Source organism: Actinoplanes sp. NPDC049598 (genome assembly GCF_040675435.1).
Classification (GTDB): Bacteria; Actinomycetota; Actinomycetes; order Mycobacteriales; family Micromonosporaceae; genus Actinoplanes.
In genome coordinates, this window is sequence record NZ_JBFAOX010000002.1 from 106,721 (window position 1) to 125,635 (window position 18,915).

The 18,915-nt window shown below is 71.8% G+C and carries 18 protein-coding genes; 11 read left to right on the forward strand and 7 right to left on the reverse strand.

The features are described 5' to 3' along the window. Positions 1–16 precede the first annotated feature (16 nt). The 6 genes from AB0J66_RS06305 to AB0J66_RS06330 all read left to right on the forward strand — a co-directional run bounded on the left by AB0J66_RS06305 (position 17) and on the right by AB0J66_RS06330 (position 4,944). The gene (locus AB0J66_RS06305) at positions 17–388 is read left to right on the forward strand and encodes a YbaB/EbfC family nucleoid-associated protein (RefSeq protein ID WP_364656241.1); all 372 of its coding nucleotides are present in this window, start codon (positions 17–19) and stop codon (positions 386–388) included. Then, a complete protein-coding gene (locus AB0J66_RS06310) occupies positions 385–693 on the forward strand; it encodes a type VII secretion target (RefSeq protein ID WP_364656244.1) in 309 nt (102 codons plus the stop codon). Before AB0J66_RS06305 ends, AB0J66_RS06310 begins: the two co-directional genes overlap by 4 nt. Next, the gene (locus AB0J66_RS06315; protein WP_364656246.1) at positions 693–1,715 is read left to right on the forward strand and encodes a hypothetical protein; all 1,023 of its coding nucleotides are present in this window, start codon (positions 693–695) and stop codon (positions 1,713–1,715) included. The genes AB0J66_RS06310 and AB0J66_RS06315 overlap by 1 nt, the downstream gene beginning before the upstream one ends. Continuing rightward, on the forward strand, positions 1,712–2,314 hold the full coding sequence (locus tag AB0J66_RS06320; RefSeq protein ID WP_364656249.1) for a DUF6346 domain-containing protein: 603 nt from the start codon (positions 1,712–1,714) through the stop codon (positions 2,312–2,314). The genes AB0J66_RS06315 and AB0J66_RS06320 overlap by 4 nt, the downstream gene beginning before the upstream one ends. 220 nt (positions 2,315–2,534) lie before the next feature. Then, the gene (dacB, locus tag AB0J66_RS06325) at positions 2,535–4,163 is read left to right on the forward strand and encodes a D-alanyl-D-alanine carboxypeptidase/D-alanyl-D-alanine-endopeptidase (RefSeq protein WP_364656251.1); all 1,629 of its coding nucleotides are present in this window, start codon (positions 2,535–2,537) and stop codon (positions 4,161–4,163) included. A gap of 85 nt (positions 4,164–4,248) precedes the next feature. Continuing rightward, positions 4,249–4,944: a GTP pyrophosphokinase family protein gene (locus AB0J66_RS06330; protein WP_364656253.1), complete on the forward strand. Its 696-nt coding sequence runs from the start codon at positions 4,249–4,251 to the stop codon at positions 4,942–4,944. 81 nt (positions 4,945–5,025) lie between these two features. On the opposite strand, the gene AB0J66_RS06335 is transcribed toward AB0J66_RS06330, so the two are convergent. Further along, positions 5,026–5,940: a helix-turn-helix transcriptional regulator gene (locus tag AB0J66_RS06335; protein WP_364656256.1), complete on the reverse strand. Its 915-nt coding sequence runs from the start codon at positions 5,938–5,940 to the stop codon at positions 5,026–5,028. Between the two features lie 102 nt (positions 5,941–6,042). Between AB0J66_RS06335 and AB0J66_RS06340 the strand changes: the two genes are divergently transcribed. Beyond that, positions 6,043–6,963, forward strand: coding sequence for an oxidoreductase (locus AB0J66_RS06340; RefSeq protein ID WP_364656259.1), 921 nt, complete (start codon positions 6,043–6,045; stop codon positions 6,961–6,963). Between the two features lie 5 nt (positions 6,964–6,968). On the opposite strand, the gene AB0J66_RS06345 is transcribed toward AB0J66_RS06340, so the two are convergent. Together AB0J66_RS06345 and AB0J66_RS06350 are read right to left on the reverse strand one after the other, a co-directional pair. Further along, positions 6,969–7,394 carry a hypothetical protein gene (locus tag AB0J66_RS06345; protein WP_364656262.1) on the reverse strand — a complete coding sequence of 142 codons (426 nt, stop codon included), beginning with the start codon at positions 7,392–7,394 and terminating at the stop codon, positions 6,969–6,971. Between the two features lie 50 nt (positions 7,395–7,444). Further along, positions 7,445–8,506: a class I SAM-dependent methyltransferase gene (locus AB0J66_RS06350; RefSeq protein WP_364656265.1), complete on the reverse strand. Its 1,062-nt coding sequence runs from the start codon at positions 8,504–8,506 to the stop codon at positions 7,445–7,447. A gap of 85 nt (positions 8,507–8,591) precedes the next feature. Between AB0J66_RS06350 and AB0J66_RS06355 the strand changes: the two genes are divergently transcribed. Together AB0J66_RS06355 and AB0J66_RS06360 are read left to right on the forward strand one after the other, a co-directional pair. Further along, the gene (locus AB0J66_RS06355; RefSeq protein WP_364656267.1) at positions 8,592–12,278 is read left to right on the forward strand and encodes an AAA family ATPase; all 3,687 of its coding nucleotides are present in this window, start codon (positions 8,592–8,594) and stop codon (positions 12,276–12,278) included. A 9-nt stretch (positions 12,279–12,287) separates the two neighbouring features. After that, the gene (locus tag AB0J66_RS06360) at positions 12,288–12,839 is read left to right on the forward strand and encodes a GNAT family N-acetyltransferase (protein ID WP_364656270.1); all 552 of its coding nucleotides are present in this window, start codon (positions 12,288–12,290) and stop codon (positions 12,837–12,839) included. 46 nt (positions 12,840–12,885) lie between these two features. Here the strand turns inward: AB0J66_RS06360 and AB0J66_RS06365 are convergent, their stop codons facing one another. After that, positions 12,886–13,620 carry a class I SAM-dependent methyltransferase gene (locus AB0J66_RS06365; RefSeq protein ID WP_364656273.1) on the reverse strand — a complete coding sequence of 245 codons (735 nt, stop codon included), beginning with the start codon at positions 13,618–13,620 and terminating at the stop codon, positions 12,886–12,888. Beyond that, positions 13,617–13,919, reverse strand: a complete 303-nt coding sequence (locus tag AB0J66_RS06370) for a YciI family protein (RefSeq protein WP_364656276.1) — start codon at positions 13,917–13,919, stop codon at positions 13,617–13,619. Before AB0J66_RS06370 ends, AB0J66_RS06365 begins: the two co-directional genes overlap by 4 nt. Before the next feature lie 71 nt (positions 13,920–13,990). Here AB0J66_RS06370 and AB0J66_RS06375 point away from each other — a divergent pair, with 71 nt between their 5' ends. Together AB0J66_RS06375 and AB0J66_RS06380 are read left to right on the forward strand one after the other, a co-directional pair. Continuing rightward, positions 13,991–14,485 carry an NUDIX domain-containing protein gene (locus AB0J66_RS06375; RefSeq protein ID WP_364656279.1) on the forward strand — a complete coding sequence of 165 codons (495 nt, stop codon included), beginning with the start codon at positions 13,991–13,993 and terminating at the stop codon, positions 14,483–14,485. Between the two features lie 81 nt (positions 14,486–14,566). After that, positions 14,567–16,195, forward strand: a complete 1,629-nt coding sequence (locus AB0J66_RS06380; RefSeq protein WP_364656282.1) for a methyl-accepting chemotaxis protein — start codon at positions 14,567–14,569, stop codon at positions 16,193–16,195. A 62-nt stretch (positions 16,196–16,257) separates the two neighbouring features. Here the strand turns inward: AB0J66_RS06380 and katG are convergent, their stop codons facing one another. Together katG and AB0J66_RS06390 are read right to left on the reverse strand one after the other, a co-directional pair. Next, positions 16,258–18,495 carry a catalase/peroxidase HPI gene (gene katG, locus AB0J66_RS06385; protein WP_364656284.1) on the reverse strand — a complete coding sequence of 746 codons (2,238 nt, stop codon included), beginning with the start codon at positions 18,493–18,495 and terminating at the stop codon, positions 16,258–16,260. Then, complete coding sequence (locus tag AB0J66_RS06390; RefSeq protein ID WP_364656287.1) at positions 18,495–18,914, reverse strand: Fur family transcriptional regulator; 420 nt, start codon at positions 18,912–18,914, stop codon at positions 18,495–18,497. The genes katG and AB0J66_RS06390 overlap by 1 nt, the downstream gene beginning before the upstream one ends. Position 18,915 lies beyond the last annotated feature (1 nt).

The window sequence follows — 18,915 nt, forward strand, 5'->3', positions numbered from 1 at the left end:
GGGGGATGGGATGTCGATGTCGATGGTGCCGGAGGACCGCATCGCTGACTGGGAGCTCAGGGTCGAGGAGCAGGCTCGGCGCACCCAGCGGCTGAGCGAGTCGATCGAGCGCAGCACCAGCTCGGCGGAGTCGCCGGGCGGTGAGGTCGTGGTCACGGTGGACTCGACCGGCGGCCTGGCCGGGCTGCGGTTCCGGCGCGAGGCGGGTGATCTGCCCCTCGACCGGCTGGACGAGCTCGTCCTGGCCACCAGCAAGCGGGCCCAGGCGCGGATGGCCGAGCAGGTCAGCGATCTGGTCGAGCAGCTGTACGGATCCGGGTCGGGCACCGCCCAGTTCATCCGCACCGCGTACAGCGAAAGGTTCGCCGGGGAGGCTGAGCGGCCATGACCCAGCCCGGGATGAACGTCGATCCGGCCCAGGTGCGCCGGCACGCGCTGCTGATCGACGAGGTCGCGACGATGGTCGACGAGGCGGTGGCGGCCGGTGGTCACGTGCGGGCGGGCAACGAGTCGTACGGCAAGCTCGTGGGTTGGATCTTCACCCCGCCGCTGAACCATTTTGCCGACACCTATCTCACCGCCGGTCGCGACATCGTGACGGCCACGCAGCGGCAGGCGGACGCGCTGCGGGCCACGGCGGACGAGGCCGTGGCGTCCGACCAGCGCTCGGCGGATCGGCTGGGTGGCGACTGATGGCGGGCGACTACCAGGTCCAGCGGGCCGGCCTGATCGCCGGCGAGGCCGGCACCAAGGGCTACGAGGGCGCCGGAATCATCGAGGCCGCGTCCGCGCTCGGCGACGGCGTGCACAACGGGGACTGGTTCGGCGTCACCGCGAACGGGGCGGTCACGGCGCTCGGGGCGGTCGGCGCGGTCATGGACCCGTTCCAGGCGGTCTTCGCGGCCGGCGTCGGCTGGCTGATGGAACACCTCGACTGCCTCCGCGAACCGCTCGACTGGCTGTGCGGCGACCCCAAGGAGATCGAGGGGCACGCCAACACCTGGCGCAACGTCGAGCAGCGGATGTACGACTCGATGACGTTCTACGTGGACGAGGTCGACAAGACCGTCGCGTACTGGAGCGACCAGGCCGCCGCGGCGTACCGCTCCCAGGCCCGCGGCAGCGCGGAGAACCTGGAGGCGGCCGGCAAGCTGGCCGGCATCCTCTCCGAGATCACCATGCTGGCCGGTGCGATGGTCGGCGTGGTCCGCAACACGGTCCGCGACCTGATCGCCGAGGTGGTCGGCGCGGCCATCTCCAAGGCGCTGTGGGCGCTGACCGTGGTCGCGATCCCCAAGGTGGCGGCCGAGATCTCCATCATGGTCACCAAGTACGCGACGAAGATCGCCGGCCTGCTCAAGCGCCTGTCGGCCGCGGTCAAGGAGCTGGCCGGCAAGGCCGGTCACGGCACCGAGCTGCTCGAGTCGATCAGCCGGTACTTCGCCAAGCAGGGCGACGAGCTCTACCTGGGCGCCCAGGAGCTGGATGTGGCGCGCCAGGGCGCGGGGCGGCAATTCGGCGGTACGGGGTGGCGCGGTCTCGACGACGCGCACGCGCACGTGAAGGACGGCCACGTCGGGGCCCACGGCAGTCTCCCGTCGCAGGCCGGCGACATCCTGAAGACCGCGCCGCGCGACAACGCCCTGCAGAACGCGGGCTCGTACGGCGCCTGGACCACCGACGAGGACGAGCCTTCCTTGAAGCTGCCGCTATGAGCCCCATGTCGGACGAGGAACGGCAGCGCCGCCTGGCCAACTTCGAGAAGGAGCAGGCAGCCCTGGACGCCCGCCGCGAGGCGGCCCGCCGGCGCGACCGGGAGGTCAGCGACACCCAGGCGGCGGTGCTGGGCAAACGCTCCGGCCTCGGCAGGTTCTGGGCCGGGGTGGCGCTGGTGCTGGTGCTCGCCCCGCTCAGCTGGCTCGCCTCGGGCACGGTCGGCCGCTACACGGGCAACGACTTCGGCGACGCCAAGACCACGTACCGGGCGGTCGTCCAGTCCTGCGACAAACGAGGCCCGGTCACCGACAAGGGCGGCTTCGGCACCTACTACGTCTGCCGCGTGAAGATCGGCGACGTCGACACCCGCCAGATCAGCGACCCCGGCTTCTTCCCCGACGACCAGACCGGCCGCACCATCACCATCGGCGACAACGGCTCCAGCCGCGGCGTCCACGCATGGTCCCGCCCCGAGCTGCCGTCCCGCTGGTACCTGAACGCGCTGGTCATCATCCTGGGCCTCTTCCCGGCCCTGGTGATCTGCCTGCTGGTGTTCGTGGCCATTGCCGCTTTCAAGGGACGTAGACGGAAGCCCTGAGCCCGTCGTACCCGGACGGCCGCCCGCGCGCGGGCACCTGGCCGTCGTACCCGGACGGCCGCCCGCGCGGGCACCTGCCCGTCGTACCCGGAGGGCCGCCCGCGCGGGCACCTCGATCTCCATCGCGGGCCCCTCCCCATCGGCCCCAGCGCCTGCAGCGCAACCTCACCCAGCCAGCTGACCAGCGTTTCCTTGACCGCGGTGGCGCGTTGATCATGCGGTGAAGCGGAAAGCGCCCCTGATCCTCGCCATCGCGCTGTGCATGATCGCGCCGTCCGCCCCGGCGGCGGCATCGGCTCCGTCCGCCGCCGCCGGCCCGGCGGCGGCCTCCGGCCCGGCGGCGGCCTCCGGCCTGGCTTCCGGCCTGGCGGCGGCATCCGGCGGTCCGGCGTGGGCCCCCGCCGCGCCTACATCGCGTACCGGCGCCGGAGATCCTTTCGCCGCCTGCCTGCCCGGCGCGATCGACCGGCTGCTGGCCGATCCGGCGCTCGCCGGGGCGCAGACCGGCGTGGTCGTGGCCGACGCCCGTACCGGCCGGACCCTGGTCGATCGCCGCGGCGGCACCCGGCTGCTGCCCGCCTCGAACCTCAAGTTGCTGACCTCGGCCGCGGCCATGGCGCTGCTCGGCCCGGATCACCGTTTCCCGACCACCGTCCGCTCCGACGGCCTCCGCCGCGGCCCCGTGCTCGACGGCGATCTCTACCTGCGCGGCTCCGGCGACCCCGCTCTCACCCCCTCATCGCTGAACACGCTCGCCCGCGACGTGGCCGCCACCGGTCTCCGCCGCGTCACCGGGGACCTCATCGGTGACGACACCGCCTTCGACGACGTCCGCCTGGGCCTGGAGTGGGCCTGGGACGACGAGTACTCCGCCGACGCCGCCCCTGTGTCGGCCCTCACACTCTCACCCGACAGTGACCTCAAGGCCGGGACCGTGACCGTCACTGTCAGTGCCGATTCCTCCGCGGTACGGCTGACACCGACGACCTCACGGCTCCGCGTCATCAACCGCACGACCGCGTCACGCGTCGGCCCCACCACGATCGACGTGACCCGGCGCCACGGAACCAACACCATCGTCGTGACCGGCCACATCACCGCCGGATCCGCACCCGAGAAACGTTCGGTCTCGGTACCGGACCCCACCCTGCTCGCCACGGAGGTGTTCCGCTCGGCGCTGCGCCGCCACGGCGTACAGCTGGACGGAAAGATCCGGACAGCCCGGCCCACCCCCGCCCGGGCGCCCGAGGTGGCGCGGCACATCGGGCCACCGTTGCGGAATCTGATGGCTCCCCTGCTGAAGCTTTCGAACAACAGCATGGCCGAACTGCTGGTCAAAGCCCTGGGCAAGGGGACCTGGGCGGCCGGCACCGCCGCGGTCGCCGGCTATCTGGGTCGGCTCGGCATTGACCCGGCGACGCTGCGGCAGGTGGACGGCTCCGGCCTGTCCCGCCGCAATCTCGTGCCCCCGGCCGCGCTGGTCCGGCTGCTGCTCGCGGTGCGCGCCGAGCCCTGGTTCGCCACGTGGTTCGCCGCCCTCCCGGTGGCGGGCAACCCCGACCCCCGGATCGGCGGCACGCTGCGCAAACGGATGCTCGGCACCCCGGCCGCGGGCCTCGTACACGCCAAGACCGGCTCCCTGACGGGCGCTTCCGCGCTCTCCGGCTACGTCAGCGGTCCCCGTCCCGTCGTCTTCTCGGTGATCTTGAACAATCAGCTCGCGCCCACGGTCACCCCCGTGATCGACGCCATCGCGGTGGCCCTCACGCAGCGTTACCATGAGGCCCGACCCTCCGTCGGCCGACTGGCGTACTGCGAATACGGTAGGGCGGAGACTTCGCTGGGATGACGACGGGGTGATCCCCGCCGAGCGATGCTGGTCAGGGCAGGGATGCCGCGGCACCGCGCATCGAACGACTCTGGAGAACGGCACCGTGACGACCGAGCAGCCCGCCGTGAGCAGCGACCAGGAGATCGCCCGGCGCAGCGACAGGACCCTGGCCGCCCTATCCGTGACCTCCACGTTCGCGGACGAGCTGAGCCACTTCATGCTCGTCTACAAATTCGGCCTGGCCGAGATCGGCACCAAGATCTCGATCCTGGCCGAGGAGCTCGCCCACCGCGGCCGCGGCAACCCGATCGAGCACGTGCTGCCCCGTCTCAAGAGCACCCAGAGCCTCACCGCGAAGGCCCGCCGCATCGACTGCCCGCTGACCCTCGACGACATGCGGTCCCGCATCCGCGACATCGCCGGCATCCGCATCGTGTGCAGCTTCGTCTCGGACGTCTACACGGTCGCCGACATGCTGACCCGGCAGCCCGACGTCACCCTGATCCAGACCAAGGACTACATCGCCAAGCCGAAACCCAACGGCTACCGGAGCCTGCACCTGATCGTCGAGATCCCCGTCTTCCTCTCCGACCGCGTCGTCTCGGTCCCGGTGGAGGTCCAACTTCGTACCGTCGCTATGGACTTCTGGGCCAGCCTCGAACACAAAATCCACTACAAGTACGACCCCGACGTCCCCGCCGCCCTCCGTCAGGAACTCGCGGCCGCCGCGGAGGACGCGGCCCGCCTCGACGTCCGCATGGAACGCCTCCACCGCGAGATCCACGGCCCCCGCCGCTAGTAGGGCCGCGCCGCTAGCCCGGCCCCGCCCCGGGCCGGGCTGAGCCGCCGGCCGCGTCTGGCTGCCAGCCCGGCCCCGCCGCTAGCCCGGCCGGCTCGCCGCCGCCTGTTCGGCGGGCTCGTGGGTGGGCTCCTCGCTCACCCAGCGGACGGCCTTCGTCGCCTGCAGGGACCCCAGGAGCCGCAGCCGGTCGGCGTGCGGAGTGCCGGGCTCGGCGGTGTAGACCAGCATGACCGGGCCCGGGTTGCCCGGCAGCGGATACGTGTCCCAGTCGAGGGTCATGTCGCCCACCAAGGGATGGTGGAAGACCTTGGAGCCGGTCACCGACTCGCGGACGTCATGGCGCGACCACAGCCGGCGGAACGTGGAGCTGCGGATGGTCAGATCGCCGATGATCGAGGCGGCCCGGGGATGGGTGGGATCCACGGCCACGGCCGCCCGGAGCATGCCGATGTAGTCGAGCGCGAAAGTCTCCCAGTCGCCGCAGCGCTCGCGCGCCGATGGGTCCTTGAAGAGAGCGATCAGCAGATTGCGCTGGTTCGGCGGCAGCAGCTCGGGCTCGCCGAGCAGGGCCACGGCCAGCGGATTCCAGGCGAGGACGTCCAGGTGGCGGCTGACCACCAGGGCGGGGGTGTCCATGACCTGCAGAAGGTTGCGTGTGCTGCGGGGCACCCGCTCGGGGGCGTGCCGTTGGCGGACCGGCCCCGGGCGCCGGGCGGCGCGAGCGAGCTTGAAGAGGTGGCGCCGCTCCTCGCCGTCCAGATTGAGGGCGCCGGCGATCGCCTCGAGGACCTCCTCGGACGGGCGAACGTCGCGGCCCTGCTCCATGCGCTGGTAATAGTCGGTGCTCAGGCCTGCGAGCAGAGCCAGCTCCTCGCGCCGCAGGCCTTGTACTTTACGGCGGCCACCGGGCTCGAGACCGACGTCGGCAGGGCAGAGACGGGCGCGGCGGGCACGGAGGAAGTCGCCGAGTTCTTCGGTGTAGGCGTTGGGCATGCGACAAGTGTGCCCCGGCCGGGTGACCGCGAAGGTAGGTCTGCTTTTCCTAGGGAGGCGCGTGCGAGGGAACCTTCCTCGAGCGCCCCTAACGTCGTCGCCATGAGCGAGTGGACAGCAACCGACATCCCCAGTCTCCGTGGCCGCACGGCCGTGGTGACCGGGGCCAATTCCGGCCTGGGCCTGGTCACGGCCACCGAGCTCGCCCGGCACGGCGCCCGGGTCGTCCTGGCCGTTCGCGATCTCGACGCCGGCGAGCGGGCGGCCGGGCGCATGAGAGAGGCCCGGCCGACGGCCCAGCTGGAGGTCCGCGAGCTCGACCTCGCCTCGCTGGCCTCCGTCCGCGCCTTCGCGGCGAAGCTGGTCGCCGACCATCCGTCGATCGACTTGTTGGTCAACAACGCGGGGCTGGTGCTGCTCGGGCGCCGGCGCACGACCACCGACGGCTTCGAGCTTCAGCTCGGCACCAACATGCTCGGCCATTTCGCCCTGACCGGGCTGGTGCTCGGCGCGCTCGAGGCCGGGGACGCCGCACGGGTGGTCAGCCTCAGCTCGGTCACCCACAAGGGCGCCCACCTGGATTTCGACGATCTCATGTCGGAGCGGGATTTCGACGCCGCCCGCGCCTACGGTCGCTCCAAGCTGGCCACCACCGTGTTCGGCCTGGAGCTCGACCGCCGGCTGCGCGCCGCCGGGTCGCCTGTCACCAGCGTGATCGCCCATCCCGGGGTGTCGTCCACCAATCTCACTCCACGCGCCTGGCAGGACAGGGGACGGCTCGGCCGCGCCCTCGCGCGACTCTTCCTGCTGCTCACCCAGCCGGTCGAGCGCGGCGCGCTTCCCCAGCTCTTCGCGGCCACGGCTCCCGGGGTGCGGGGTGGGCAGTTCTTCGGCCCGTCCGGATTCCGCGAGATCCGGGGCGGCGTGACCGAGGTCCGTCCGAGCGCCGAGGCGGCCGACCCGGCAGTGGGCCGCCGCTTGTGGGGTGTGTCCGAGGGCCTGACCGGGGTCGGTTACCTATGAGACCGTCACGCCCAGAGGGCGACCCACTCGATCTCGTCGCCGTCGCTGCCAACGTCCTCGCGAGTGGCGATGTTGACGCCGAGGCCGGGCACGTCCATCCCGTCGTCGAACTCGACCGGCTCCCGCACGGACAGGTTGCGGGCGGCCAGCGCCGGTCCCAGAGCGCCGAACGTCGTGGCGTACAGCTCGAGGCCGTCGTATTGAAGGGAGCCGTTGACGAACAAGATCGACGTGAGCACGCCGTCCGCGTACCGCAGGAAGAGGGTCGTGTGCTCGTTGCTGTACTGGTCCTCGAAGGGCCGGTTCTCGTCCGGGGCGGGGAAGGTGCCGGCCAGCGCCGCACGCAGTTCCTCGCGGCTCGTGCGCAGCAACACCTCGACGTCACCCGACCGGAGCCCCTGGTGGGGCACCAGTTCCCAGCGCTCGGCCATCCGACCCTCCCGGAAAAGAATCATGCTAACCGGGCGCTGGGCCGGTGGTGTCAGGGTGTGGCCTGGAAGACGAGGTTGAAGGGCGTCTCGGCGACCCGGCGGAAACCGGTGAAGCCGGCGGTGGTCGCCACCTCGCGCAGGCGGCGCTCGCCGGCTTGGGCGCCGAGCGCGGTGCCGACCTCCTGGGAGAGCGAGTTCGGTGTGCAGAGAAGCGTCGAGGCGCCGTAGTAGACGGCCCCGACCGGGTTGAGGTTGTCGCGCAGGGTGTCACCGGCGAAGGGTTCGACGATGAGAAGGGAGCCGCCGTGAGCGAGTTTCGAGCGCAGGTGCGCGAGCACACCGGCGGGATCGCCCATGTCGTGCAGGCAGTCGAAGAGGCAGATCAGGTCGTAGGCGCCGTCGAGCTCCCGGGCCGGGCCGGTCTCGAAGCGGGTCCGGTTGCCGACACCCGCCTCGGCCGCCCGCCGACGGGCGGCCTCGATCGAGCCGGCGTGGTAATCGGTGCCCACGAACGTCGACTGCGGATAGGCGCCGGCCATCAGGATCGTCGACGCGCCGAGACCGCAGCCGATGTCGGCCACCCGGGCGCCCGCCTTCAGCTTCGCCTCGACGCCGTCCATGGCCGGGATCCAGGCCCCGGTCAGGTTGGCGTGGTAGCCGGGCCGGAAGAAGCGCTCGCAGCCCTCGTAAAGGTCATGGTGGTGTTCGTGCCAGCCGACGCCCTCGCCGGTGCGGAAGGCGTCGACCAGCCGGTCCGTGGAGCGGACGGCGGCCAGCATGAGCTCGAAGCCGCCGATCACGCAGGCCGGGCTGTTCTCGTCGGTCAGCGCGACGGCGTGCTCGGCCGGCAGCACGAAGCGGTCCTCGCCCGCGAGCTCGAGGTAACCGGCGGCGGCCTGGGCGGAAAGCCATTCACGCACGTAGCGCTCGGCGGTCCCGGTGCGGCCGGCCAGTTCGGCCGCGGTGACAGGAAGGGAGTCGGCCATGGCCTTGTACAGCCCCAGCTTGTCGCCGATCACGGCGAGTGATCCGGTCAGCATCGAGCCGAAGTCGCCGACGGTCTTGAAGACGAACTCCATCAGGCGCTGCTCGTTCAGTGTCGTGGTAGTCATGCCGGGCGACGCTAACCAGGCCGATTTCCGTTTCGTGTCCGCTTCCCGTCCGCACCCCGGACGACGGGCGCGCACAATCATCGGCATGCCCGGTGAGCTGCGCCTCCGGCTGTTCGGCGGCTTCCACGCGGAGGCCGGCGGTCAACCCGTCGTGCAGTGGCACCGCAGCGCCGCCCTCGACCTGGTCAAGCTGCTGGCGCTGACCCCTGGCCACCGCCTGCACCGGGAGCAGGCCGTCGATCTGCTGTGGCCGTCGGCGCCCTCGCGGCTGAACAAGGCGCTGCACTACGCCCGCCGCGCCGTCGGCCACGATCACCTGCTGCTGCGCGACGACATGCTCCTGCTTCACGGGTCGCCGCTGCGGGTCGACGTCGACGATTTCGAGGAGGCCGCCCGGCAGGGCGACACTTCCCAGGCTCTCCGGCTGTACGCGGGTGAGCTGCTGCCCGAGAACCGGTTCGACACCTGGGCGTCGGCCCGGCGCGACCAGTTGCGCGACGCCGTGACGCCGCTGCTGCTGTCCCAGGCCGAGGGGCTGCGCTCCCGTGGTGATCGGCGCGGCGCCATCGCCGCGCTGGAACGGCTCGTCGAGCTCGACCGGTTGCACGAGGAGGCGTACGCCCGGTTGATCGCCCTCGAGGAGCGCCATCGTGCCCTCCGCTGGTACGAGCAGATCACCGCGTTGCTCCGCGACGAGCTGGGTGTCTCCCCCGGCCCCGCGCTGCAGCGGGCCCACCGCGCCGTGCTCGACCAGCCCGGCCCGGAGCCCGGAGCCGAGGAGCGCAAGCTCGTGACCGTGCTCGACGCCGACTTCCGCGGCGCGCCCGCCCCCGACGGCGACCCGGAGCAGGCTCGCCGCGACCGGGCGCTGTGGACCGGCCAGCTCGGGGAGATCGCGCGCCGATGGGGCGGCACGGTGCGGCCCCGGGTCGGCGGCGGCGTCATCGCGGTGTTCGGCTATCCGGCGGCCCGGGAGGATCATGCCTCGCGGGCCCTGTGGGCGGGCTTCGAGATGCTGCGGCGCTCCCCCGCGCCGCTGCGGCTCGGGGTGGCCACCGGGGAGATCATCGCACCGGAGCCGGCGTCCGGGGCGCTGGAGGGCATCGGCGGCGCGGTGCTCGACGGCGCCGCACGATTGCGGGAAAGCGCCGCCCCGCGGACGCTGCAGGCGGCCGGCCGGACCCGCCGCGCGGCCCGCCGGGGCGCGTTCCGCTTCGACGGCCGCCGCCTGCTCACCGCGTCGTGGGCCGTCGAGCAGCCGTCGGCGGGCGAGCCCCCGATGGTCGGGCGCACGGGCGAGCTGCGGGCCGTCCTCGGCCTGATCGACGATGCGGTCACCAGCCGCTCACCCCGCCTGATCACCGTGGTGGGCCCGGCCGGGATAGGTAAGACACGGCTCGTCCGCGAGGCAGTGGCCGCCCGGCCCGGACTGCGCGTGCTGCAGGGCCGATGCCTGGCCGCGGGCGACGGCATCACGTACTGGCCGCTCGGCGAGATCCTGCGCGACGCCTGCGGCATTCCGCTCAGCGCGCCCGGCCCGGTCGCCGCCGACCGGCTGCGCGCCGCCGTCCCGCACCCGGAGACCGTCCACGCCCTGGCGGCCGGAGCTGCCATCCGCCTGCCCGGCAACCCTCTCAGCAACGCCGACCCGCGCACCGTCGCCGAGGAACTCGGCCGCGCCTGGCCGCGCTTCGTCACCGCGCTGGCCGCCCGCGGCCCGGTGCTGCTGGTCATCGAGGACCTGCACTGGGCCGGCGGGCCGATGCTGGCCATGCTGGCCCGGCTCGTCGCCCGCTCGGCCGGCCCGGTCGTGCTGCTGACCACCGCCCGGCCCGAGCTGCTCGAACACCACGGCGCGATCACCGCCGCCTCCGTCGTGTCACTCAGCGCGCTGACCGACGAGGCCGCTCGCGAGCTGGTCACCGGGCTGCCCCACGATCCGGGCCGGCGCGACGAGATCCTGGCCCGGGCCGAGGGCAATCCGTACTTCCTCGGTCAGCTCGCCGCTCACCTGGCCGAGGGCGGCTCGGGTGCCCTGCCCGACTCCCTGCACGCGCTGTTGTCGGCGCGGGTCGACGCGCTGCCGACGGCCGAGAAGCGGCTCCTGCAGGCGGCCGCCGTCATGGGCCGGGTCTTCTGGGCCGAGCCGATGCGTGACCGGCTCGATCCGGAGGCGCTCGCCTCGCTCGAGGCCCGCGGGCTCGTGCTGGCCCGGCCGTCGCCGGGGGCGGCCGGGCAGGAGGAGTACGCGTTCAAACACGCCCTGCTGCGCGACGTCGCCTACGCCGCGCTGCCCACCGCGCAGCGGGCGACCGGGCACGCCGACGTCGCCGCGTGGCTGGAGGAGATCTCCCGCGAGCGGGTCGACGAGGTGATTGAGCTGATCGCCTTCCACTACGCCGCGGCGGCCGACAACGCGGCGACCAACGACTGGGTACGGGCCAAGGCGTTCCGCTCGCTCATCGCCGCCGGAGTCGGGGCCCGCCGCCGGTACGCCGTGGAGAAGGCACTGGATCTGCATCGGCGGGCGCTGCGTTACACGAGTGACCCGGCCGAGGCGCTCGAGGCGATCGGCGACGACCACGAGACGGCCTACGCCGGGGACGACGCCGTCGCGACCTGGCGGGAGGCGATCGCCCTGACCCACGGCGACCGCCGGGCCGCGCTCTGCCTGAAGACCGCGACGATGGTGGTGACCCGCTGGGGCGGCTTCCGGGCGCCGGCCGATCCCGCGCTGGGCGACCGGGTCATCGACGAGGGCCTGGCCGCCGTCAGCGACCCGTCGACCAGGGCGCGGCTGCTGTCCCTGCGCGCCCTCTGCGGCTCCCGCTGGTCGTGGACCGGCCGGCCCGACCCGCTGCCCGTGGCGCGCCGCCGCCAGGCCGCCACGGCGGCGGGCGCGCTGGCCGACCGGCTCGGCTCCCCCGCGCTGCACGGCATGGCCCTGCTCGGCACGGCCGCCGCCCAATTCCTGGAGGGCCGCTACGACGACGCCCTGCTGGCCGTCCTCGAGCAGACCGGCAACGACGGCACCGACCGGGACCGGGCCCTGGCCCACCTCGTCGCCTCGCTGCTCATGACCGACATCCGCGGCGATCACCCGAGCGCTCTCGAGCACGCGCTCCACTCGTACCGCTGGGCTCGTGGTCTGTCCCCACACGACCGTCTGCACGGAACCGCCGCCGTGATGACCTGCCTGCTGCATCTGGGTCGCTGGGGGGAGATCGACTCCTATCTGGAGGAGCATCTCACGCTGCGGCAGGGGCCCGAGGCGGAGATGGCCTGCCCGTACATCCGCTCGGGTCCACTGGTGGCCGCCCTGGCCCTCGCCCGGCGCGGCGACCCGGGGGCCGCCCGCACGGTCGCCACCACCGTGACGCCCGACCTGGCCCATCCCGGCAACCCCGAGGCCACCCGGGCCCAGCTCCTGATCGAGCTCGGCGACCCGCTCGCCGGCCGCGACCTCGCCGAGCGGCTCGTCGAACGACATCGCCGCCCCGGCCCCGAAGAGATCCCGCACGAGGCCCTCGCCCTGGTCCAGGCGCTCGAGGCCCTCGGCGACCACCCGGCCTTGCGGGCGTTCCTGCCCACCGCCCGCGCCGCCACCGGCTACCTGGCCGCCCTCGGCCCTACCTGCGACCGGGCCGAGGCCCGGGCGTTGGCCGCCGAGGGCGACCACGCCGCCGCGACGGCCCTGCTGACCCGGGCCGCCGGCGCCTTCGACCGCATGTCCCTGTCCTTCGAGGCCGCCCGCTGCCGGGCCACATCGTAGGCTCCCAGCGTGGAACTGACCACCGAGCGCCTCCTGCTGCGCCCCCTGCGCCCCGGCGACGAGGCCGACGTGTTCGCCTACCGCGGGCGCGCCGACGTCTCGCGCTACCTCGAAAGCGAACCCATGGCCGCCGACCAGGTCGAGGCCTTCATCGCGGAGCGCACCACCGCCACCCGCATCGAGAAGGAGGGCGACCGCATCCTGCTCGGCGCCGAACTCGACGGTCACGTCATCGGCGACGTCCGCCTCCGCGGGGGCAGCCCGGAGAACGCCCAGGGTGAGCTCGGCTGGGTCTTCAACCCCGCTTTCGGCGGCCGCGGCTACGCCACCGAGGCCGCCCGGGCCCTGCTCCGCCTCGGCTTCGAAGACCTGCACCTGCACCGCATCTGGGCTCAGCTCGACCCGCGCAACAAGCCCTCGTCCCGGGTCTGCGAACGCCTGGGCATGCGCCTCGAAGCCCACCTCGTCGAGGAGTCCCTCTTCAAGGGCGAATGGGGCGACCTGGCCATCTACGCCATCCTCGACTGTGAGTGGCGGGCGGCCACGACCAATGACCAATGACCACTGACGGCCCACGGAAGACAGCGATCGCAACCCGACGGCGGTTTCAGCGGCGGACGACAGCAGTGAAATCGGTGGCGTCGTCGGTGGCGGGGTTGCCGTCGTCGTCGGTGAGGTGGGCGGAGAGGCCGGCGGTGGTGCACAGGGTGCGGAACTGGGCCGGGGTGTGCCAGTGCAGCAGCCACTCGCGGGCGGCGGACTCGGTCGTGTCGGGGGTGATGCGTTCGTAGCGGGAGGTGGTGATGCGGGTGCGGGCCGACTCGTCGTACGTCTCGGTCAACGGGGTGTAGCGGAGCCGGGCGCCGTCGTCGGCAACGGTTTCACGGGGGATACCTAGGTCGTCGGAGGGGGTGGGGATCCACAACGGGATCAGGGCGGCGCCGTCGTCGGTGAGGTGGGCTCGGATGGCGCGCAGGGCGCTCAGGGCCGCGGCGTCGTCGGGGAGCAGGTTGAACGTGGGGCCGGCCAGGTAGATCGAGCGGTAGCGGCGGCCGAGGGACAGCGACTCCATGCTCTGGTGATGCAGGGTGACGTCGAGGCCCAGGGCGGCGGCGTTGGCGCGGCAGCGGTCCAGCATGTCGGCCGAGGAGTCCACACCGGAGACGTCCAGGCCCTGGGCGAGCAGGGACAACAGCGGTTCGCCGTCGCCGCAGCCGATCTCGAGGGCCGGCTGGCCGGTGGTGCGCACGAAGTCGGCGTACGGCGTGGGGTCGAAGTGGGCCGACTTCAGTTTGGCGTAGGCCTCGACGACGATGCCCGTGTAGAACTGGTCCGGCGTCATGCGTCGCGGCCGCGGAGCAGGGAAACGCGGAACGGGCGGAGCTCGCCGCGGGCGTAACCGCCGGCGATGGCCGGGTCCTCGTCCATGATCTGGCGGGCGGTGGGCTCGTCGGGGGCCTCGATGACGGCGATGCCGGTGTTGATCGAGCCGAGCGTGGGGCCGGCCAGGATCAGCACGCCGTCGGCCAGCAGCCGCTGGAGCCGCTCGAAGTGGGTGGCCCAGACGGCCTGTTCCTCGGCGGTCATCGTGGCCGCGAAGTCGTCACGCGGCGGATGAAGAAAGTAGATCCACTCGGCCATGCGCGGAGTGTCGCAGAACCGGCCGGATCCGGCACCCGAATTGCGGCGACGGCCCGCCCTAGAGTGTTCATGTGTCTCAATATGCTCGGCGCTCGGCGCGCGTGATCCTCCTCAACGCGGCCGATCGGGTTCTGCTGCTTCGGTCGGCGCTGGCCCCGCCCAGCCAGGGTCATCTTTGGCTTACTCCCGGTGGCGCGGTCGAGGAGGGCGAGGACCTCTCCACCGCGGCCGCGCGGGAGCTGCATGAGGAGGTCGGGCTGGCCGTGGCACCCGGGGAGTTGCGGCCGATCGCCTACAGCGAGGGGCACGTCGAGTTCAGCTGGGCCTCGGGTCTGTTCCGCGACGACTTCTTTCTGCACCGGGTGCACGCTCACGAGGTCGACACTTCGGGCCACACGGCCCTCGAGCAGACCCACTACCGGGGCTTCCGCTGGTGGAGCGTCGGGGAGCTGCAGAGCACCACGGAGGACATTTTCCCGTACGGCCTCGAAATGCTCCTGAAACGAGTAATGAGCGGTGACGTGCCCGCGGTACCGGTGCGGCTGCCCTGGGGGCTTCGAAAATAAGTTGTGCAACGGCTCACGGAACCGGCCACCTGACCGATTTGTCAGGTGAGCGGCCACCGAGCGATCAACACGAGGCATGGCATGACTACGAGCACGCAGCACCCGGGCGGGAACGCGGTTACGCGGTCGTTCGCCAACATGAAGATCAACAGCAAGATCGGGGTGCTGGTCGCGATCCTCGCCGTCGCGGCGCTCGGGGTCGGGATCATCGGCATCAACCGGATGGGCGCGCTGAACGACGAGCTCACGGCGATGAAGACCAAGCACGTCGAGAGCATGGGAAACCTGCTGGGTGTGCAGGGCGGCCTGGCCACGATGTATCGCGAGATGCTCGTCTACTCCGTCTCGCCCACCGCCGCGGAGAAGGCCGACGCCGTCACGAAGACGAAGGCCGCGGACAATGAGATCGACGCGGCGCTCAAGGCCTATACGGCCGCGGCGGCGGGCTCGACCACCCGGCAGACGGCCGTCACCACCCTCGGCCGGGGCCTGTCGACGTACCGGGACCTGCGCAACGTCCTCTTCTTCCGGGAGACCCCACCGGCCGGTTTCACCGCGCCGACCGATGTCGGCGCCGCTTTCAACGACGCCGAGAAGACGGTCAACGACACCGTCGACGGTCTCGAGGACCTGGAGAAGACCGAGGCCAACCAGCGGGCCGAGAAGGCCGCCTCGGCCTACTCCTCGGCGCGGACCTGGGTCATCGTCGCCATCGTGGTCGGCCTGCTGCTGGCACTGCTGCTGGCGTACGTCATCTCGTCGACCATCAAACGCCAGGTGAACTCGGTCGGCACGGCGCTGCGGTCGCTGGCCGCCAACGACCTGACCAAGTCGGCCACCGTGTACGGCCGGGACGAGATCGGCCAGATGGCGATCGCCGTCAACGAGGCCCGCGACGGGCTGCGCAACACGCTGAACGAGGTCACCGCGACCGCGGCCACGCTGGCCGCGGCCGGGGCGGATCTGTCCGAGGCCAACCAGGAGATCTCGGTGCACGCCCGGGAGGCGGCGGCGCAGGCCGACGTGGTGGCCTCGGCCGCCGACCACGTGTCGATCAACGTGTCGACCGTGGCCGCCGGCTCGGAGGAGATGGGCGCGTCGATCCGCGAGATCAGCCAGAACGCCAACGACGCCGTGCAGGTCGCGGCCCAGGCGGTCGGGGTCGCCGAGGCGACCAACCGGACCGTGTCGAAGCTGGGTGAGAGCTCGGCCGAGATCGGCAACGTGGTCAAGACGATCACCGCCATCGCCGAGCAGACGAACCTGCTGGCCCTGAACGCGACGATCGAGGCGGCCCGGGCCGGCGAGACCGGCAAGGGTTTCGCGGTCGTGGCGGGCGAGGTCAAGGACCTGGCCCAGGAGACGGCCAAGGCCACGGAGGACATTTCGCGGCGGGTCGAGGCGATCCAGGCCGACACGTCCAGCGCGGTCGACGCCATCGGCGAGATCAGCCGCATCATCGCCCGGATCAACGACTACCAGGTGACCATCGCCTCGGCGGTCGAGGAGCAGACGGCCACGACCGGCGAGATGACCCGCAGCGTGGGTGACGCTTCCGGCGGTACGACCGACATCGCCTCCAACATCACCGGGGTGGCCAACGCCGCCCAGTCGACCACGGCCGCCCTGACCCGGGCCACCATGACGGTCGACAACCTGTCGCGGGTGTCGTCGGAGCTTCAGGTGATCGTCGGCCGCTTCCGCCTCTGACCGGCTGCGCGGAAAGAGCCCGGCCGGTCATCGACCGGCCGGGCTCTTCTTACGGCAACGGATCAGGCGAGGTCGTAGCGGTCGAGCTCCATGACCTTCGTCCAGGCGGCGACGAAGTCGGTGACGAACTTCTCCTGGGCGTCGTCGCTGGCGTAGACCTCCGCGAGGGCGCGCAGCTGTGAGTTGGAGCCGAAGATGAGGTCGGTCGCCGAGGCGGTCCACTTCACCTGGTCGGTGGCGAGGTCGCGGATCTCGTAGACGTGCTCGCCGGACTCGGCGGCCTTCCACTTGGTGCCCGGGGAGAGCAGGTTGACGAAGAAGTCGTTGGTCAGCACGCCCGGCTTGTCGGTCAGCACGCCGAGCTGGCTGCCGCCGAAGTTGTTGCCGAGGGCGCGCAGACCGCCGACCAGCACGGTCATCTCGGGCGCGGTCAGGTTGAGCATGTAGGCGCGGTCGACCAGCAGGATCTCGGGCTGGGTCTTCTCGCCCGGGCGCAGGTAGTTGCGGAAACCGTCGGCGCGGGGCTCGAGGACCTTGAACGACTCGACGTCGGTCTGCTCCTGCGTGGCGTCGGTACGGCCCGCGCGGAAGGGCACGGTGACCTTGACGCCGGCGTCGGCCGCCGCCTTCTCCACCGCGGCCGAGCCGGCCAGCACGATCAGGTCGGCCAGGGAGATCTGCGCGCCACCGGCCGCGTTGAACTCCTGCTGGATGCCCTCGAGCTTGGCGATGGTCGCGGCCACCGGCTGGTTGACCTCCCAGCTGCGCTGCGGCTCGAGACGGATGCGGGCGCCGTTGGCGCCACCACGCTTGTCGGTCGAGCGGAAGCTCGCGGCCGACGCCCACGCGGCCTGCACCAGCTCGGCCACCGAGAGGCCGGAGTCGAGGACCTTCGCCTTGAGACCGGTGACGTCGGCCTCGCTGACCAGGGGGCCCTCGACGGCCGGGACCGGGTCCTGCCAGAGCTGGGCCTCGGGAACCCACGGGCCGAGGAAGCGGCTGACCGGGCCCATGTCACGGTGCAGCAGCTTGTACCAGGCCTTGGCGAACGCGAGACGGAACTCCTCGGGGTTCTCCAGGAAGCGGCGCGAGATCTTCTCGTACGCCGGGTCGACCCGCAGCGCCAGGTCGGTGGTCAGCATCGTCGGGCGGTGCTTCTTCTCCGGGTCGAAGGCGTCCGGGATGATCTCGTCGGTCGTCTTGGCCACGTACTGCTTGGCGCCGCCGGGGCTCGTGGTGAGCTCCCACTCGTACTTGAACAGGATCTCGAAGAAGCGGTTGCTCCACTGGGTCGGCTTGTCGGTCCAGGTGACCTCGAGGCCGGAGGTGATCTGGTCCTTGCCCTTGCCGCTGCCGTAGGTGCTCAGCCAGCCGAGGCCCTGGGCCTCGATCGGGGCGCCCTCGGGCTCGGGGCCGACGTGGCCGTCGGCGACACCGGCGCCGTGGGTCTTGCCGAAGGTGTGACCACCGGCGATCAGCGCGACGGTCTCCTCGTCGTTCATCGCCATCCGGGCGAACGTCTCCCGGATGAAGTGCGCCGCGGCGAGCGGGTCGGCGCTGCCCTTCGGGCCCTCGGGGTTGACGTAGATCAGGCCCATCTCGGTGGCCCCGACGCCCTCGGCCATCGTCTTCTCGGAGGCGTAGCGCTCGTCGCCGAGCCAGGTGTCCTCGGGACCCCAGAAGATCTCCTCGGGCTCCCACGTGTCGACCCGGCCGAAGCCGAAACCGAAGGTCTGGAAGCCCATGTCCTCCAGGGCCACGTTGCCGGCCAGCACCAGCAGGTCGGCCCAGGAGATCTTCTGGCCGTACTTCTGCTTGACCGGCCAGAGCAGGCGGCGCGCCTTGTCCAGGTTGGCGTTGTCGGGCCAGCTGTTGAGCGGGGCGAAGCGCTGGCCGCCGTCGCCGGCGCCACCGCGGCCGTCCTGGATGCGGTACGTGCCGGCGGCGTGCCAGCTCATCCGGATCATCAGGCCGCCGTAGTGGCCGAAGTCGGCCGGCCACCACTCCTGCGAGGAGTGCAGCGTCTCGGCGATGTCGCGCTTGATCGCCTCGACGTCGAGCTTGGCGAACTCCTTCGCGTACTCGAAGGAGGGGCCGAGCGGGTTGGCCTTGGACGAGTGGGCGTGCAGCACCGACAGGTCGAGCTGGTTGGGCCACCAGTCGCGGTTGGTGCGCGGGCGCCCACCGGTCTTGGGGGTCGGCGAGTCGATCGCCGGGTTCTCGCTCTCACTGCCGTGGGCGGTGACGGAGTCGTGGTCGACCGGGCAGCCGCCGGACTTCGGGTCGAAGGTGTCAGACATCAGTTTCCTTCCGAACAGTCGGGGCAGGTGCCCCAGTAGACGACTTCCGCCTCGTCGACCACGAAGCCGTGGTCGTCGGACGCGGTGAGACAGGGGGCGTGGCCGACGGCGCACGCGACGTCCTCGATCGCGCCACAGCCGCGGCACACGAGGTGGTGGTGGTTGTCACTCACCCGGGTCTCGTAGCGGGCGGTGGCACCGCGGGGCTGGATGCGGCGCAACAGGCCGGCATCGGTGAGCACACGCAGTACGTCATACACCGCCTGGTGGGACACCGCGGGGAGATCCGCCCGAACGAGCGAGATCACGGTGTCGGTGTCGACGTGCGGGTGGTCGCGCAGCGCGCCCAGCACCGCCAGCCGGGGACGGGTCACGCGCAACGAGACCGCCCGGAGCTGCGCCTCGAGGTCGGCCGTCATG